The following is a 16132-nucleotide window of genomic DNA, read 5'->3' on the forward strand; positions in this document are numbered from 1 at the left end:
GATGCCGATCCAGAGGTGACTGTCAGTGGTGGGGTGCAGACTGGCCGATGTCTGGGACAGAGCGGTCACAGACACAGCGGAGGTGATTCGGCATGACCGAGGTACTGCTCGCCGTGGGCACACGCAAAGGCCTGTTCATCGGGCGTCGGCGAGGTGGCGCATGGGAGTTCGACGAGACTCCCTACTTCAACGCGCAGGCCGTGTACTCGGTCGCGATCGACACTCGCGGCGACCGTCCGCGTCTGCTGGCCGGCGGCGACAGCGCCCACTGGGGCCCGTCCGTGTTCCACTCCGACGACCTGGGCCGCACCTGGACGGAACCCGCCCGGCCGGCCGTCAAGTTCCCCAAGGACACCGGGGCTTCGCTGGAGCGGGTGTGGCAGCTGCATCCGGCGGCCGCGGAACAGGACGTCGTGTACGCGGGCACGGAGCCGGCCGCTCTGTACCGCTCGGAGGACCGCGGGGAGACCTTCGAGCTGGTGCGCCCCCTGTGGGAGCACCCCACGCGCTCGAAGTGGGTGCCGGGCGGCGGCGGTGAGGGGCTGCACACCGTGCTCACCGACAAGCGTGACCCGCGGGCGGTGACGGTCGCCGTCTCGACGGCGGGGGTGTTCAGGACCACTGACGGCGGGGCCAGTTGGACACCGTCCAACTCCGGTGTCTCCGCGGTGTTCCTGCCGGATCCGAACCCGGAGTTCGGGCAGTGCGTGCACAAGGTCGCGCGGGACGCGGCCAACCCGGACCGGCTGTATCTGCAGAACCACTGGGGCGTGTACCGCAGCGACGACGCGGGCGGGCACTGGAGCGACATCGGTGAAGGGCTGCCGTCCACCTTCGGCTTCGCCGCGGCCGCCCACCCGCACCGCGGCGACACGGCGTATGTGTTCCCGATCAACGCGGACGCGGACCGGGTGCCCGCCGGTCACCGCTGCCGGGTCTTCCGCACGGCCGACGCGGGCAAGAGCTGGGAGCCGTTGTCGGCGGGCCTGCCGCAGGAGGACCACTACGGCACGGTGCTGCGCGACGCGCTGTGCACGGACGGCGCGGACCCTGCGGGAGTGTACTTCGGCAACCGCAACGGCGAGGTGTATGCGTCCGCCGACGACGGCGACAGCTGGCGGCAGTTGGCCTCGCATCTGCCGGATGTGCTGTGCGTGCGGGCCGCGGTGATCGGATGAGTGCTGCGGGGGGAGCGCACGGCCTTGGCCACCGGTTGATCTCCGCTGCCCTTACGGCAGTAGGGTGACGCCCGTGGCACCACGACCGTTGCATGAAATCGTCGAAGCGGGCTGGGCGAAGGCCCTGGAACCGGTGGCCGGACGGATCGCCGAGATGGGGGACTTCCTGCGCGCGGAGATCTCCGCCGGGCGCACCTACCTTCCGGCGGGAGCGAATGTTCTGCGGGCCTTCCAGCAACCCTTCGACGAGGTACGCGTCCTGATCGTCGGCCAGGACCCGTATCCCACGCCGGGGCACGCCGTGGGGCTGTCGTTCTCGGTGGCGCCCGAGGTGCGTCCGCTGCCCGGCAGTCTCCTCAACATCTACCGGGAGTTGAGCACCGACCTGGGCCTGCCCCAGCCGTCCAACGGGGATCTGACGCCGTGGACGCAGCAGGGCGTGCTGCTGCTGAACAGGGCGCTCACCACCGCCCCGCGCAAGCCGGGCGCGCACCGCGGAAAGGGCTGGGAGGAGGTCACCGAACAGGCCATTCGCGCCCTCGCCGGGCGCGGAAAGCCTCTGGTGTCCATCCTGTGGGGCCGGGACGCCCGCAATCTGCGGCCGCTGCTCGGCAGCCTCCCCTCGGTGGAGTCGGCCCACCCGTCCCCGATGTCGGCCGACCGCGGCTTCTTCGGCTCGCGTCCCTTCAGCCGGGCCAACGACCTGCTGATCAGACAGGGCGGGCAGCCGGTGGACTGGCGCCTGCCGTGAGCGGTGCGGGGGACGGACCGGGCACGGGCGCGGCGGGGCACCGAGCGCGGGCGGGCACGACCGGAATCCTCGCGGTCGACTCGGGGGGCTCAGGTCTGCGGGTCGTCGTCAAGCGCACGGACGACGGTCCGCCGGCCCAGCGGGAGTCCCGGGAGCCGGTGCGCACCGGAGTCCGGGGGATCGATCCGGACCATCTCATGGCCCAACTCGTGCCGATGGTACGCGCGTTGATCGCAGAGACCGGTGTCTCCGCACTGCGTACGGCCGTCGTTGGGGCCGCCGGGCTCGCCTCCCTCGGCGATGCCCTGCGTGCCGAACTCCCCGGCGCGCTGGGCCGGGAGTTCGGCATCCGCTCCGTCGCCCTCGCCGCCGACGCCGTCAGCGCCTATGTCGGCGCCCTCGGGCCACGCCCGGGCGCCGTGGTCGCGGCCGGGACGGGCCTGATCGCCGTCGGTACCGACCTGACGCGCTGGCGCCGCGCGGACGGCTGGGGACATCTGCTGGGCGACTGCGGCAGCGGCGCCTGGATCGGGCGGGCCGGGCTGGAGGCGGCCCTGCGCGCGTTCGACGGAAGACCCGGCGGTTCGCCCGGGTTGCTGGCCCGTGCCGAGGAGATGTTCGGTCCGCTGCCGGGGCTGCCGGGCAGGCTCTACCCGCGGCCGGACCGGCCCGCCGTGCTCGCCTCCTTCGCACCCCAGGTGGCCGCCTGCACCGGCGGCGACCCGGTCGCCGCGGGCATCCTGCGCGCGGCGGCCCGGCACATGGCGGAGTCCGCGGCCGCGGTCTGTCCGCCCGCGGGAGACGTTCAAGTGGCCCTGACCGGCGGCCTGTTCAAGATGGGCGACCCTCTGCTCGCCCCCCTCACGGAAGAGCTGTCGCAACGGCTGCCGCATGCACCGGTGGTGCCGGCCGCCGGCGATCCGCTGGCCGGTTCGGTGCGTATCGCCGACGATCTCGCGGCGGGAACGCTCACTCTCCCGGGTGATGAAGCGATGCTGAGCGTGATGACCGGCGACGACGGCTGATCTCCGTACGCCACAAGCTTCTGATCCGTATGTAACTCATCAGACAAAATGGGACAGAAACCGCTCACCTGCACCCTCCCCGAACAGGGGAGCCCAGGAAGCCAGTAACATGCGTCGCCATGAGCTCCCCCACTGGGCCCGCGTCCGGCCTGCCAGTACGAATGCCGCGACCTCGCCAGCCCGGGCGGCACCGCCGACCCGAGCCGCTGGCGGCTCCTGAGGGCGCGCCCGCGCTCGTCCTCGCGGTGCCGGGCACTCCCGGCGCCCCCACGCGCAGCCTCGCCGAGGAGGTCGTGAGCATCGCCCGCTCCGAGCTGCCCGGCCTCGATGCGCGGATCGGGTACCTGGACGGGGACGAGGCGGAGTTCCCCACGCTGCAGGCCGTGCTCGCGCACGCCTCCGAGGAGCGTGCGGCCCGCTTCGAGCACGCCCGCGCCGCCGGCCTGGACGTCAAGGAGCCGGACGGCCCGGTCGCCGTCGTCGTGCCGCTGCTGGCCGGCCCCGACGGCGCGCTGCTGCGCCGCATCCGCCAGGCCGTGATGGACAGCCGCGTCGCGGCCGACCTCACCGACGTGCTGGGCCCGCACCCGCTGCTCGCCGAGGCGCTGCACGTGCGCCTGTCGGAGGCGGGTCTCGCCCGCGCCGACCGCGCCCGCCTGTTCACCGTGGCGACCGCGGCGGACGGCATCATCCTGGCCTCGGTGGGCGGCGACGAGGCCGTTCAGGCGGCCGGGATCACCGGCATGCTGCTCGCGGCGCGTCTCGCCGTGCCGGTGATGGCGGCGGCGCTGGACCAGGACGGCTCGATCGCGGCCGTCGCCGAGCAGTTGCGCGGCTCGGGTTCGCAGCAGCTGGCGCTCGCGCCGTACCTGATAGGGCCGGAGATCGACGCGGGCCTGGTCGAGGAGGCGGCCAAGGAGGCGGGCTGCTCCGCCGCCGAGGCGCTCGGCCCGTACCCGGCGATCGGCAAGCTCGCGCTGGCCAAGTACACGACGGCGCTGGGTATCGCTCCGCCGCAGCCGCAGGGGACGCCGGTTCGCTGAGGCGTGCGGCAGCGCTGCTGCTCAAAATCACTTACGGCGAGGGGCCCGCTCCGGGAGCGGGCCCCTCGCCGTACGCCCGCCGCCAAGCGCTCCGGCGGCTGGGCCGATCAGCGGCTCCGCCGCGGCATGAGATGCCGTCGATCGTCGACCGCGCCATCGTGGCCGGTCGCGCCCGCGCGGCGGAGCCGCATGTCGATACAGCCCCGCGCCCCTTCGGGGCGCTCGCCTGCTGTCTTCAGGCGAAGACCACGCAGGACGCGGCAGGGACCGCCAAGGAAGCCTCGTATCGCGGCAGGCCCGTGGCGGGGTCGAGGGTGAACCAGGTCACCTCGCCGGAGCGTTCGTTGGCGACGTAGAGGAATCCGTCCGACTCGGCGATCGCGCGGGGCCAGTGGCCCCCGCAGGGGACCGTGCCGATCAGGCGGAGCTCGTCGCCCTCGACGGCGAAGGTGGACAGGACGTCCTCGCCGCGGGTGGCGGTCCACACGAAGCGGCCGTCGGGGGAGGCCACGATGCCGGAGGGGTAGGCGTCGCCGGTCGGGGCGCCGGGGAGCACATGCCGTTCGGTCAGCGGTTCCAGGGAACCGGTCGCGGCGTCCCAGTGGCAGACGGTGACCGTCGGCGTCAGTTCGTTGAGGACGTACGCGTGCGTGCCGTCCGGGTGGAAGGCCAGGTGGCGCGGTCCGGAGCCGGGTCGCAGGGCGATCTCCCGGTGCACTTCGAGGCGGCCGCCGGTCAGCGTGCAGACCCGGACCGAGTCCGTGCCGAGGTCGACGCTGACGGCCCACCGCCCGCTCGGGTCGGGCTGCACCTGGTGGGCGTGGGGTCCCTGCTGGCGCAGGGTGTGCGGGCCCGAGCCCTTGTGCTGAAGGACATCGGAGGCGGCGCCGGCGAGGGTGCCGTCGGAGCGGACGGGCACGGCGGTGACGCTGCCGGAGCCGTAGTTGGCGGTCAGGACGTGCCCGGCGAACACGCTGAGGTGCGTGGGGGTGTTGCCGCCGACCGGGACCGGCGCGCCCGTCTTCTCGGGCCGGTCTCCCGTCACCCGGTACGCGGCGACCGCTCCCTCGGCGGTCTCGCTGACCACGTAGAGGGTCCGCCCGTCGGGTGCCGGTGCGAGGTAGGAGGGGTCGGGCACGCCGTCCACGCTGCTCAGCGCGGTCAGCGCACCGCTGTCCGGGGCTACGGCCGCGGTCACGATCCCGGGGCCTCCCGCCGCCGTGAACGACCCGATGAAGGCCCGCCGTCGCCGCCCGCCGCCGTCTGTCACCGCTGTCCCCTCTCGGTTCTGTGCCGTCGGGGCGACGTTAGCAGTCGATCACCAGCGGTCTAGACCATATGCGGGCTATTTGACCGGGCCGCAACCGAGGAGCCTGTCGCGCGGCGGGCTCGGGCGAGGACTCGGGTGGTGGACGTGGATCGAGCGGGGTTCGACGGTGCCGTAGGTGCGACACGATCGACGACCGGTCGGCGCCCGCCCGGCGCAGTGACACCCCGGGTCCGCACGCGGTCCTTCCACAGCGCGCGGTCGGTGCGGGGGTCGAGGCCGAGACGGCCGGCGATCTGCGGCAGGACGTCGAAGGAGGTACCGGGGTCGCCGAGGCGGACAGCGAGGGCGGTGACGCCGGTAATGCGTGGGTCGCCGGTGCCGCGGACGGGTTCGAGGTGAGGGCGTCACAGATGCCCGGCGGACGCCTCGGCCACGGCGTCCGCACCGCGTGGTGGCCCTGACCCTGCCTCTGCATGGCCGGCAAAAGTGCCTCGGGGCGGGGGGCTCACGCCCCCACGAGCGGCGACCCGGACGGCGTCCGCAGCGGTGTGGCCAGTTCCGCGAGGGCCCGTTCCAGGCCGTGCAGGTGGGCCAGGGCGGGTTCCACGGCGGGGGCCTCGGTGGCGATGTCAAGGCGGGGGTGTTCGCCACCGGTGAGCGCCTCCACCGCCGCCTCCACGCGCCAGCAGGCGGCTGCCAGTCGGGCGTCGTGGGAGGCCTCCGGGTCGGCGGCGACGGCGACCAGGCCGCGGGTCTCGCGGGCGCAGTCGTCGAGCAGGTCCAGCACCTGGCGGGCGCGTCGTTTGCGGCCGAGCATCGGGTTGAGCGGGTGTACGAGGGGCGCGACGGACAGCCGTACGCGGCCGAGGAGTTGTTCCAGTTCCGCGACCCGCCGCGCCGGGTCGGCGGCCGTGGAGCCCGCGAGGCGGGCGGCTGCCTCTGCCGTGCAGGCGTGGACGCAGCGCAGGGCACGCTGGATCCAGGCGTCGGTGATGGTGTGCGTGGTGACGGGCAGGACGAAGAGCACCGCGAGCACGGCGCCGAGTGCGCCGACGCCGGTCTCCGCGAGGCGCAGGGCGAGCAGGCCCGGGTTCAGGACGCCCAGCAGGCCGTAGAGGAGTTCGGCGAGGAGCGTGACCCAGAGCATCATCCAGGTGTACGAGACCGCGGCCGTGTAGAAGATGCCGAAGACGCAGACCGCGAGGAGCGCGGCCGTGGGGAGGGCCGCTCCGTGCAGGGCGGCGATCAGCGGGCCGAGGCCGATGCCGATCACCGTGCCGAGGACCCGGCGGAAGCCGCGGACCAGGGTCTCGCCGCGTGAGGCGGTGTTGACGAAGATCCACCAGGTGGCGCCGACGGCCCAGTACCAGCGCTGCCCGGACACCAGCTGGCCCACGACGAGCGCGAAGCCCGCGCCCGCGGTGGCCTGGACGGCCTGGCGGGTGGTGACGCGGGCCAGGCCGGTGCCGGCGGGCGGGGCGGGTACGGGCGCCGGGGGCAGCTTGGCCTCGTAGCACCACAGGCCGAAGCGGACCGCAAAGGCGCTGAGCACGGACAGGAGGACGGCCGCGTACAGCTCGGGCAGCCGGCCCGTGGCGGCGTGCAGGAACTGCGCCACGAAGAAGGTCATGAACGCGAAGACGCCGAGGCTGTGTCCGCGCGGTCCGAAGCGGCGCGCGTACACGCCTGCGCCGATGACAGCGAGGAAGGTGAGGTCGCGGGCCACGGGATGGTCGTGCAGCTCGGCCGCGGCGGCGAGCACCGGCAGCCCGACGGCGGGCAGCAGCGCGGTGGTGACGGCCTGCCCGCGGACGGTGGGGTCCGTGACGGTGAACAGGGCGAGCAGCGCGGCCAGCCCGCCGGTGACGGCACCGGCCAGGGAGAGTCCGGCCAGCAGGCAGACCACGACCGCGAGCCCGATGCCGAGGACGGCCCGCGCGGCGAAGCGCAGCCGCGTCCGCCCCGGATCCGGCGCCACGAACACCCTCTTCAGCACTGCTTCCCACCCCTCGAAAATCACCGGCATGAAAAAGGCGCCGCGGGGTCCGCAGCGCCATCGACGTGAACATTGCAGCATCACGGCGTCGGCTGGCTCAAGCGGCCTCGAATATGCTGGACCATTGGCACAGGCATATCGGTCCGTCGGCGGCCATGAGCGAGCCAACGGACCATGCACGAGGAGGCCGGGCACCATGGCCGTCGACGAGCTCGACACCCGCATCCTGCGGCTGCTGATGGAGCAGCCGCGCACGAGCGTGCGCGAGTACGCCCGGATCCTGGGCGTCGCCCGCGGCACCCTGCAGGCCCGCCTCGATCGGCTGGAGCGGGACGGCGTGATCACCGGCACGGGCCCGACGCTCTCCCCCGCCGCGCTCGGCCACCCGGTGCTCGCCTTCGTGCACATCGAGGTCACGCAGGGGCATCTGGACGACGTGGGTGAGGCGCTGGCCTCCGTGCCGGAGATCGTCGAGGCCTTCTCGATCACCGGCGGCGGCGATCTGCTGACCCGGGTCGTGGCGCGCGACAACGCCCATCTGGAGGACGTGATCCAGAAGCTGATCAGCCTGCCCGGCGTCGTCCGCACCCGCACCGAGGTGGCGCTGCGCGAGCGCGTCCCGCAGCGGCTGCTGCCGCTGGTCGAGTCGATCGGCCGCGCGGCCCGCAAATGACCTTGCTCTGGTGCGCTGCCATGCTGGAGGCATGAGCAAGCTCCGCGCCATTTCGGTCATCTTCGATCTCGACGGAACGCTCGTGGACAGCGAACCGAACTACTACGAAGCAGGCCGGCAGACCCTCGCCGAGCACGGCGTCCCTGACTTCACGTGGGCGGAGCACGAGCGGTACGTCGGTGTCAGCACCCAGGAGACGGCCGCCCTGTGGAAGCAGGAGTACGGCCTCGCGGCCCCCGCCGCCGAGCTCCTCGCCGACACCAACCGCCGCTATCTGGAGCTGGCCCGGGCCGCCACGCACGCGTACCCGGAGATGCGGAAGTTCGTGGAACTCCTCGCGACCGAGGGCGTGCCGATGGCCGTGGCCTCGGGGTCCTCGCCGGAGGCGATCGAGGCGATCCTCGCCGGTACCGGCCTGGACACGTATCTGCGCACCGTAGTCTCGGCCGACGAGGTCCCCCGCGGCAAACCGGCTCCGGATGTCTTCCTGGAGGCCGCCCGCCGCCTCGGGGCGGCCCCGGCCGACTGCGTGGTCCTGGAGGACGCAGCCCCCGGCGCCGCAGCGGCGCACGCCGCCGGCATGCGCTGCATCGCGATCCCGTACGTCGCCGCACAGGCCGACGCCCCGGAGTTCGCCACCGCGGACCTGCTGCTGCGCCGCGGTCAGGGGGTGTTCACGGCGCGGGGCGCGTACGACTGGCTCGTGCGCTCAGCTCCGTCTTCCTGACCTGCCCGGTCGGGGTGAGGGGCAGTTCGGGCACGATCTCGGCCTCGGCCGGGACACCCTCGTACGCGGGTTACGGGTGAGATGCAGGAGATCAGAACTGGTCGCCACTGTGCTTTCGTGATGCATGTGCACTTGGTCCTCGTGACCAGGGTCCGGCACAAGGTGTTCGTTCCTGTCCTGGAGGGCTCCCATGGGTAATGCCGCCGTGCTCGTCGCCAACCGCGGGGAGATCGCCGTACGCATTCTGCGGGCCGCCGTGGAGGCCGGGCTGCGCTCGGTCGCGGTGTACGCCGAGGGCGACGACGCGCACGCTCGGCTGGCCGATGAGGCCGTCCCGTTGGGCGACTATCTCGACGGCGGCGCGCTGCTCGCCGCCGCGCGCGGCACCGGCTGCGACTTCCTGCACCCCGGGTACGGCTTTCTGAGCGAGGACGCGGCCTTCGCGCGCCGCTGCGCCGACGCGGGGGTCACTTTCGTCGGGCCCACGCCCGAGGTGCTGGCGGTCTTCGGGGACAAGGCGCGGGCGCGTGAGTTCGCCGTCGAGTCGGGGGTTCCCGTGCTCGCCGGGGCCGACGGCCCGGGAGGGGCGCGGGAGCTGCTGGCGGCCGGGCCCGTGATGATCAAGGCGGTGGGCGGGGGCGGCGGACGCGGCATGCGGGTCGTACGGCGGGCCGAGGAGCTGGAGGAGGCCTGGGAGCGGTGCGCCTCGGAGGCCCAACAGGGCTTCGGGCGGGACGAGTTGTATGCGGAGCGGCTTCTGGAGGGCGCCCGGCACATCGAGGTCCAGGTCGTCGGGGATGGGACCGGCGCCGTCACGCATCTGTGGGACCGGGACTGCAGCGCGCAGCGCCGCCACCAGAAGGTGATCGAGATAGCGCCCGCCCCGGAACTCTCCGAGGACACCAGGGAGCGGATCCTCGGCGCCGCACTGCGGATGGCCCGGGCCGCCCGCTGTTCGAGCCTGGTCACCTTCGAATTCATGCTCCGGGGCGAGGAATTCTGGTTCATCGAGGCCAATCCGCGGCTTCAGGTGGAGCACACGGTCACCGAGGAGGTGACAGGGGTGGACCTGGTCGCCGTGCAGCTGCGCCTGGCGGCCGGGGCCACGCTGGAGGAGCTGGGGCTGTCGGGGCCGCCTGCTGCGCCGCGCGGGTTCGCCGTGCAGGCGCGGGTCACGGCCGAGGGGACGGGGCGGATCACGCGGTTCGACCTGCCGTCGGGGCCCGGTGTGCGGATCGACACGGCGATCCGCGCCGGAGCCGAAGTCGGTGTCCGGTACGACCCGTTGCTCGCCAAGGTGGTCGCGCACGCCCCGGCGGGAGATGCGGAGGCGGCTTGTGCGCGGGCGCGGCGGGCGCTGGGCGAGTTCGCGGTGGAGGGGGTGCGGACGGGGATTCCGCTGCTGCGGGAGGTACTGGCGCACCCGCGTTTCTGGGCGCACACGGGCGTGGTGGCGGAGCTTGCACAGGCCCATGGCGTTCCCGAGGAGGCGGCCGCGGACGGCACGGTCGTCGCCCCGCTCAGCGGCACCGTCGTCTCCGTCGACGTCTCCCCCGGCGAACCGGTGCGGGCCGGACAGCAGCTGCTGGTGCTGGAGGCGATGAAGATGGAGCACGTGGTGCGGGCTTGCGGGGCTGGAGTGGTACGGCTGCTGCACACGCGCGTGGGCGAAACGGTCGGCGAGGGCTCCCCACTGGCCACCCTGGACGACCTCTCCGGTGCACCGGGCGAGGGGCCCGTGGCGGTGGCGGTCGATCCGGACGCCGTTCGTGCGGACCTCGCGGAGGTCGTACGGCGGCACTCCTTCGGTCTCGACGAGAACCGGCCGGAGGCGGTCGCGGGGCGGCACGCCCTGGGCAGGCGCACCGCCCGCGAGAACATCGAGGACCTGTGCGACACCGGCACCTTCACCGAGTTCGGCGCCCTCGCGATCGCCGCCCAGCGCAGCCGCCGCTCGCTGGACGACCTGATCCGGTCGACGCCGGCCGACGGCATGGTCACCGGCACCGGGCGGATCAACGGCCTGCCGTGCGTGGCGATGTCGTACGACTACACGGTTCTCGCCGGCACCCAGGGGCTGCAGAACCATCGCAAGACGGATCGGATGCTGGAGCTCGCCGAGGAGCGGCGGCTGCCCGTGGTGCTGTTCGCGGAGGGCGGCGGCGGGCGCCCCGGGGACACCGACACCACGGCCGTGGCGGGCCTGGACGTGACCACCTTCCAGCGGATGGGGCGGCTCAGCGGGCTGGTGCCGCTGGTCGGCATCGTCTCGGGGCGGTGTTTCGCCGGTAACGCGGCGCTGCTCGGCTGCTGCGACGTCGTGATCGCCACGCCCGACGCGACGATCGGGATGGGCGGGCCCGCGATGATCGAGGGCGGTGGGCTCGGGGTGTTCCGGCCGGAGGAGGTGGGACCGCTGCCGGTGCAGGTGCCCAACGGGGTGGTGGACCTCGCTGTCGCCGACGAGGCGGAGGCCGTGCGGGTCGCGCGGCGGTATCTGTCGTACTTCCAAGGAGAGCAGGACGGTTGGGAGGCGCCGGATCAGCGGCTGCTGCGGCAGGTGGTGCCGGAGAACCGACGGCGGGCCTACGACGTGCGGGCGGCCGTCACCGGGCTCGCGGACACGGACTCGGTGCTGGAGCTGCGGCCGGAGTTCGGCGTGAGCGTGCTGACCTGTCTCGTACGGATCGAGGGGCGGCCGCTGGGCCTCCTGGCCAGCAACCCGGCGCATCTGGGCGGGGCGATCGACCGGGACGCGGCCGACAAGGCGGCGCGGTTCCTGCAGTTGTGCGACGCATTCGGGCTGCCGGTGGTCTCGCTGTGCGACACCCCGGGGTTCATGGTGGGCCCGGACGCCGAACGGACCGCCACCGTGCGGCACTTCGCGCGGCTGTTCGTGACGGGCGCCAATCTGCGGGTGCCGCTGGTGAGTCTGGTGCTGCGCAAGGCGTACGGGCTCGGGGCGATGGCCATGATGGGCGGCTCGACGCGGGCGCCGCTGGCCACGGCGGCCTGGCCGAGCGGCGAGTTCGGCGGGATGGGGCTCGAGGGTGCGGTGCGGCTCGGCTACCGCAGGGAGCTGGCGGCGATCACGGACCCGGCCGAGCGTGCGCGTGTCTTCGAGGAGCGGGTCGCCGAGTTGTACGAACGCGGGAAGGCGGTCAACGCGGCGGCCGCGCTGGAGATCGACGCGGTGATCGACCCGGCCGGGTCGCGGGCCTGGATCCTCGCGGCGCTGGAGCGGTGCCCTGTCCCGGAGGCAGGGCACCGCCCGTTCGTCGACACCTGGTGATCCGGGGCCTCGTTCAGCTGGGCCGGACATTCTGGTTGAGGCGGAACACATTGTCCGGGTCGCGGTCGGCCTTGATGCGGGCCAGGCGGTCGTAGTTGCCGCGGTAACTGGCGCGGACGCGGTCCTGGCCCTCGTCCATCATCATGTTCACGTAGGCGCCGCCCGCCGAGTACGGGTGCAGGGCCTCGAAGTAGTCGACGGTCCAGCGCCTGACGAGCTCCGCGTTGGCGGGGTCGGGGTCGACTCCGGCGTAGACGGTGGACCACTGGGCGCCTCGGTAGGCCCAGGGGGTGTCGTCGGGGCCGACGTCGTGGGCGGCGCCGTCGATCGGGTACAGGTGCATGGTCGACTGGATGGTCGGCACCTCGGCGCCGAACTTGGCGTGGAGTTGGACGGCCTCGTCGGGGATCTCGTTGACGAAGTCGGCACGCCAGTACCACTGGTGGCCGGGCGGGTAGAGCCCGTCGAACATGGACTGCAGGTCGGGGTGGGGCATCGGTCCGACGGCGTGCAGCATCGGCGTCGGCAGGGCGTCCAGCAGCGGTGCCATCTCGCGTGCGGCGGCCTCGGGGTCGTCGCCCGCGTAGCACCAGACGACCCCGGCCGTCTTGCGCAGGTGGAGGTCCTCGGGGAACGGCGGGGCGGGTGGGACGGTGCCGTACAGGAAGAACGCGTTGAGCTCGCGTGGTGCGTTCGGGAGGAAGTCCCGGTAGGCGCTGAGGACTTCGGGGCTGATCTCCACGGGCCAGAAGGTCGGGCCGCCGACGACGGTGCCGACCTCGTGCAGCCGGAACAGGAAGGAGGTGACGACGCCGAAGTTGCCGCCGCCTCCGCGGATCGCCCAGAACAGGTCGGTGTTCTCGTCGGCGCTCGCGCGCACCTGCCGGCCGTCGGCCAGGACGATGTCGGCGGCGAGGAGGTTGTCGATGGTCAGGCCGCACTTGCGGGTCAGGTGGCCGAGGCCGCCGCCGAGGGTGAGGCCGCCGACGCCGGTGGTGGAGACGATGCCGCTGGGAGTGGCGAGACCGTGCCGGTGGGTGGCCCGGTCCACCTCGCCCCAGACGCAGCCGCCGCCGACGCGCGCGGAACGCGCCACGGGGTCGACGTGGATGTCCTTCAGGGGTGACAGGTCGGCCACCACGCCGCCGTCGACGGTGCCCAGGCCGGCCCCGTGGTGGCCGCCGCCGCGGACGGCGAGGGGCAGGTCGTGCGTGCGGGCGAAGCCGATCACACGCGCCACGGCGTCCGCGTCGGCGCAGCGTGCGATGAGGGCGGGGCGCCGGTCGATCATCGCGTTGTAGACGGCGCGGGCCCGTCCGTAGCCGGAGTCCTCGGGTCCGATCAACTCGCCGGTGAAGTCGGCCAGTTCCCTGCGTGCCGCCTGGGCGGGTGTACTGGACATACGGATATCCCCCGTTTTTTTCGGAGTCGGGTCGATCCGCACGTTCTACTCGGGTTGCGTCCGCCGGGGCATCCGTGGGCATCACCTAGCTCGGACCCGTGGGGTACCTACGTTTCGTCCTCGGCGAGCAGGCCGAGCTCCGCGGCGCGGACGGCTGCGTGCCGCCGGGTCGGCGCGCCCAGTTTGTCGAGGACCGCCCGGACGTGGTTGTCGACGGTGCGGACGGAGACGACGAGCCGGGCGGCGATCTCCGAGTTGGTCAGGCCCTCGGCGAGCAGCCGGATCACCTGCAGCTGGCGTTCGGTGAGACCGGCAGGGTTGCCGCGGGTGGCGGCGAGCGGGCCGCGCGGGATGCGGCGCACGCCGAGGCCGCGCAGTTCGGCGCGGACCAGCCGGGCCAGCGGCTCGGCGCCCAGCGCGTCGAGCCGGGCGAGGGCGGTGAGCTTGTCGGCGGGCTCCGGGCTCTCGGCGAGGGCGGCGGCGTATTCGTAGGGGCAGCCCGCCGTGTGCCACAGGGCCGCGGCCCGCCGCCACTGCCCGCGAGCCTGCAGCGCATACGGATGCCCCGAGTCGTCCGCCGGGACGGGGTGCCCGGACTTGGTGAGCCAGTAGCCGAGTTCGGCGCGGTAGGGGACACCGGCCAGGTGGCGGGCCTGGGCGTGCACCGGGGCGACGGCCTCGACGACGGCGGCGTGGTCGCCGCGCAGCCAGGCGGCCTCCGCGAGCGCGGCGGCGACGGGGCCCGTGCGCTGAAGTTCCCGCGTGCGTACGGCGATCTCGCGGGCCTCGGTGAGGAGTTCGTCGGCGCCGGGCCGGCCGCAGCGGGTGCGCACCCGGGCCAGGACGGTCAGCGCCGGGCAGCGCGCGGGCAGGAAGTCGTGGATGCCGAACTCGGCGTGCCGCTCGGCCTCGTCCCAGTCGGCGGCGGCGAGCCGGCGTATGGCCAGCTCGACATGGAGGTAGGTGAGGAAGCCCAGATGTTCGGCGCGGTCGGCCAGGTCCATGGCCGGGAGCAGGAAACGGTCGGCCTCCGCGAACTGCAGGTGGTCGAGCAGGGTCCAGATGAGGTTGGCGTAGGCACGGCAGGCGTGCTCGACCTCACCGGCGTCCAGGGCGACCGCGAGGCTCTCCTCCAACTGGTGCCGGCCGCCGGAATCTCCACCGCGCCAGCGGGCCGTGCCCATGTTGTTGAGGGCGTGCGAGAGGATCGCCGCGTCCTGGGTCTTCTGCGCGAGCACGATGGCCCGTTCGGCGTGTTCGACGGCCTCGGGATAGCGGTCGGACAGCATGCGCAGCTGGGCGATGTTGCTGACCGCAAGGGCCAGCAGCCGGTCGTCGCCAGCGTGTTCCAGGACGGCGACGGCCTCGCGGGCGGCCTCCTGCGCCTCGTCGGCGTCCCCGGCCCACCAGTGGATACGGGAGAGCCAGCGCAGGTCGGCGCCGAGGGCGAGGGTGTCGCCGAGGGAGCGGCGCAGGGCGACCGCCTCGCGCTGGGCGGTGACGGCGGCAGTCGAGTCGGCGATGGTGTAGCTCTCCACGGCATAGCGTTCGAGCAGGTCGGCGAGGTCGGGCGGAGGATAGCGGTGCCGTTGCCGCAGGACGAGGCGCAGCTGGGCGGCGGCCTCGCGGTGCGCACCGGCTCCCGCGGCGTCGCGAGCGGCGTCGGGCCCGTAGCGGGCGATGGCGTCCTGGTCGCCGGCCTGGGCGGCGTGGTGGACGATGCGGGCGGCATCCGAGCCGGGCCGGGCGACGAGGGCCGCGAGGACGCCGCGGTTGAGGTCGATGCGCCGGGCGGTGGGCACGGAGTCGGCGACCGCCCGCCGGATCAACTCGTGCCGGAACGCCACCCGTTCCGGTGCCACGGCCAGCAGCCCGCGCTGCTCGGCCGCGGCAAGGACGGTCACCCCGTCGTGGAGCAGCGCATCCACCAGCGGGCGTTCGACCGCCGAGGGGACGACGGCGAGCTGCTCCAGTGCGTCGACGGTGGCCGGTTCCAGTCCGCGCAGCCGGGCGAGCACGGCGTCGACGACGGTCGGGGGCACTCCCCCGGTGCCGCCGGAGGCGAGGACCTCGGCGACGAAGAAGGGGTTGCCGGACGTGACTTCGTAGACCTGAGCGGGGTCGAGGCGGCCGGCCGCGCTGAGCGTGCGGACGGCGGCGAGTGACAGCCTGGCCAGGGGCAGGCGGTGCACGCGGGGTGCGCGGGAGACCTGGCCGAGGAGGTGGCGCAGGGGGTGTCCGCGGCTCAGCTCGTCGTCGCGGTAGGTGAGGACGAGCAGGGCGGGCAGCCGCTCCATGCGCCGGACGAGGAAACGCAGGGCGTCCAGGGACGCCTCGTCGGCCCAGTGCACATCCTCGACGACGAGTACCGCAGGGTGCGGGGTCACGGCCAGCTCGCCGTGCAGGGCCTCGTAGACGCGGTGGCGGTCGCCGCCCTCGGTGACGGCGCGGGCGAGTTCGGCTCCGACGCTGCCGACGAGGTCGCGGAACGGCCCGAGGGGGCGCCGGGTGGCGAGGTCGTCGCACTGTCCGACGAGCACCCGGGCCTGCGTGGGGAGCCGCTCGGGCATGGCCCTCACCAGGCTCGACTTGCCGATTCCTGCCTCGCCGAAGACGAGCACCACCGAACCGGCCCCGTCGGCCGCCTCCCGTGCGGCCGTGGCCAGCTGTGCCAGCTCGGGCTCGCGCTCGAGGATCCCCCGGTCCACGCCGCCGATTCTGCCACCGGAGCCGGGCGGGATGACGGGTCCTGCCGGTCGGATGTTGCCGGTAGAG

At 73.5% G+C, this 16132-nt stretch carries 11 protein-coding genes; 7 read left to right on the forward strand and 4 right to left on the reverse strand.

What is annotated here, in order from left to right; all coding sequences use genetic code 11:
- Positions 1 to 92 precede the first annotated feature (92 nt).
- The 4 genes from ABD355_RS05230 to ABD355_RS05245 all read left to right on the forward strand — a co-directional run bounded on the left by ABD355_RS05230 (position 93) and on the right by ABD355_RS05245 (position 3997).
- Positions 93 to 1178 carry a WD40/YVTN/BNR-like repeat-containing protein gene (locus ABD355_RS05230; protein WP_344398854.1) on the forward strand — a complete coding sequence of 362 codons (1086 nt, stop codon included), beginning with the start codon at positions 93 to 95 and terminating at the stop codon, positions 1176 to 1178.
- 73 nt (positions 1179 to 1251) lie between these two features.
- Complete coding sequence (locus ABD355_RS05235; RefSeq protein ID WP_344398855.1) at positions 1252 to 1929, forward strand: uracil-DNA glycosylase; 678 nt, start codon at positions 1252 to 1254, stop codon at positions 1927 to 1929.
- 65 nt (positions 1930 to 1994) lie between these two features.
- Positions 1995 to 2954 (forward strand): N-acetylglucosamine kinase, encoded by a 960-nt coding sequence (locus tag ABD355_RS05240; protein WP_344399047.1) that lies wholly within the window; start codon positions 1995 to 1997, stop codon positions 2952 to 2954.
- A gap of 119 nt (positions 2955 to 3073) precedes the next feature.
- Entirely contained in the window at positions 3074 to 3997 is a 924-nt protein-coding gene (locus ABD355_RS05245; protein WP_344398856.1) for a sirohydrochlorin chelatase, read from the forward strand.
- Positions 3998 to 4232: 235 nt separating this feature from the next.
- Here the strand turns inward: ABD355_RS05245 and ABD355_RS05250 are convergent, their stop codons facing one another.
- Positions 4233 to 5267 (reverse strand): lactonase family protein, encoded by a 1035-nt coding sequence (locus tag ABD355_RS05250; protein WP_344398857.1) that lies wholly within the window; start codon positions 5265 to 5267, stop codon positions 4233 to 4235.
- Positions 5268 to 5772: 505 nt separating this feature from the next.
- The gene (locus ABD355_RS05255) at positions 5773 to 7263 is read right to left on the reverse strand and encodes an FUSC family protein (protein WP_344398858.1); all 1491 of its coding nucleotides are present in this window, start codon (positions 7261 to 7263) and stop codon (positions 5773 to 5775) included.
- Positions 7264 to 7459: 196 nt separating this feature from the next.
- Here ABD355_RS05255 and ABD355_RS05260 point away from each other — a divergent pair, with 196 nt between their 5' ends.
- The 3 genes from ABD355_RS05260 to ABD355_RS05270 all read left to right on the forward strand — a co-directional run bounded on the left by ABD355_RS05260 (position 7460) and on the right by ABD355_RS05270 (position 11955).
- Positions 7460 to 7936 (forward strand): Lrp/AsnC family transcriptional regulator, encoded by a 477-nt coding sequence (locus tag ABD355_RS05260; RefSeq protein WP_030931193.1) that lies wholly within the window; start codon positions 7460 to 7462, stop codon positions 7934 to 7936.
- Between the two features lie 31 nt (positions 7937 to 7967).
- The gene (locus tag ABD355_RS05265; RefSeq protein WP_344398859.1) at positions 7968 to 8663 is read left to right on the forward strand and encodes an HAD family hydrolase; all 696 of its coding nucleotides are present in this window, start codon (positions 7968 to 7970) and stop codon (positions 8661 to 8663) included.
- Positions 8664 to 8853: 190 nt separating this feature from the next.
- Positions 8854 to 11955, forward strand: coding sequence for an acetyl-CoA carboxylase family protein (locus ABD355_RS05270; RefSeq protein ID WP_344398860.1), 3102 nt, complete (start codon positions 8854 to 8856; stop codon positions 11953 to 11955).
- 13 nt (positions 11956 to 11968) lie between these two features.
- Here ABD355_RS05270 and ABD355_RS05275 read toward each other — a convergent pair whose 3' ends face one another.
- Together ABD355_RS05275 and ABD355_RS05280 are read right to left on the reverse strand one after the other, a co-directional pair.
- Positions 11969 to 13357, reverse strand: a complete 1389-nt coding sequence (locus ABD355_RS05275; RefSeq protein WP_344398861.1) for an FAD-binding oxidoreductase — start codon at positions 13355 to 13357, stop codon at positions 11969 to 11971.
- A 107-nt stretch (positions 13358 to 13464) separates the two neighbouring features.
- Entirely contained in the window at positions 13465 to 16065 is a 2601-nt protein-coding gene (locus tag ABD355_RS05280; RefSeq protein WP_344398862.1) for a helix-turn-helix transcriptional regulator, read from the reverse strand.
- Between the last annotated feature and the right edge of the window lie 67 nt (positions 16066 to 16132).

Source organism: Streptomyces longisporus (assembly GCF_039532765.1).
GTDB lineage: Bacteria > Actinomycetota > Actinomycetes > Streptomycetales > Streptomycetaceae > Streptomyces > Streptomyces longisporus.

Coding starts and splice junctions, on each gene's coding strand:
- ABD355_RS05260 (WP_030931193.1), top strand. CDS start 7,460: ATGGCCGTCGACGAGCTCGACACCCGCATCCTGCGGCTGCTGATGGAG.
- ABD355_RS05245 (WP_344398856.1), top strand. CDS start 3,074: ATGAGCTCCCCCACTGGGCCCGCGTCCGGCCTGCCAGTACGAATGCCG.
- ABD355_RS05230 (WP_344398854.1), top strand. CDS start 93: ATGACCGAGGTACTGCTCGCCGTGGGCACACGCAAAGGCCTGTTCATC.
- ABD355_RS05270 (WP_344398860.1), top strand. CDS start 8,854: ATGGGTAATGCCGCCGTGCTCGTCGCCAACCGCGGGGAGATCGCCGTA.
- ABD355_RS05275 (WP_344398861.1), bottom strand. CDS start 13,357: ATGTCCAGTACACCCGCCCAGGCGGCACGCAGGGAACTGGCCGACTTC.
- ABD355_RS05265 (WP_344398859.1), top strand. CDS start 7,968: ATGAGCAAGCTCCGCGCCATTTCGGTCATCTTCGATCTCGACGGAACG.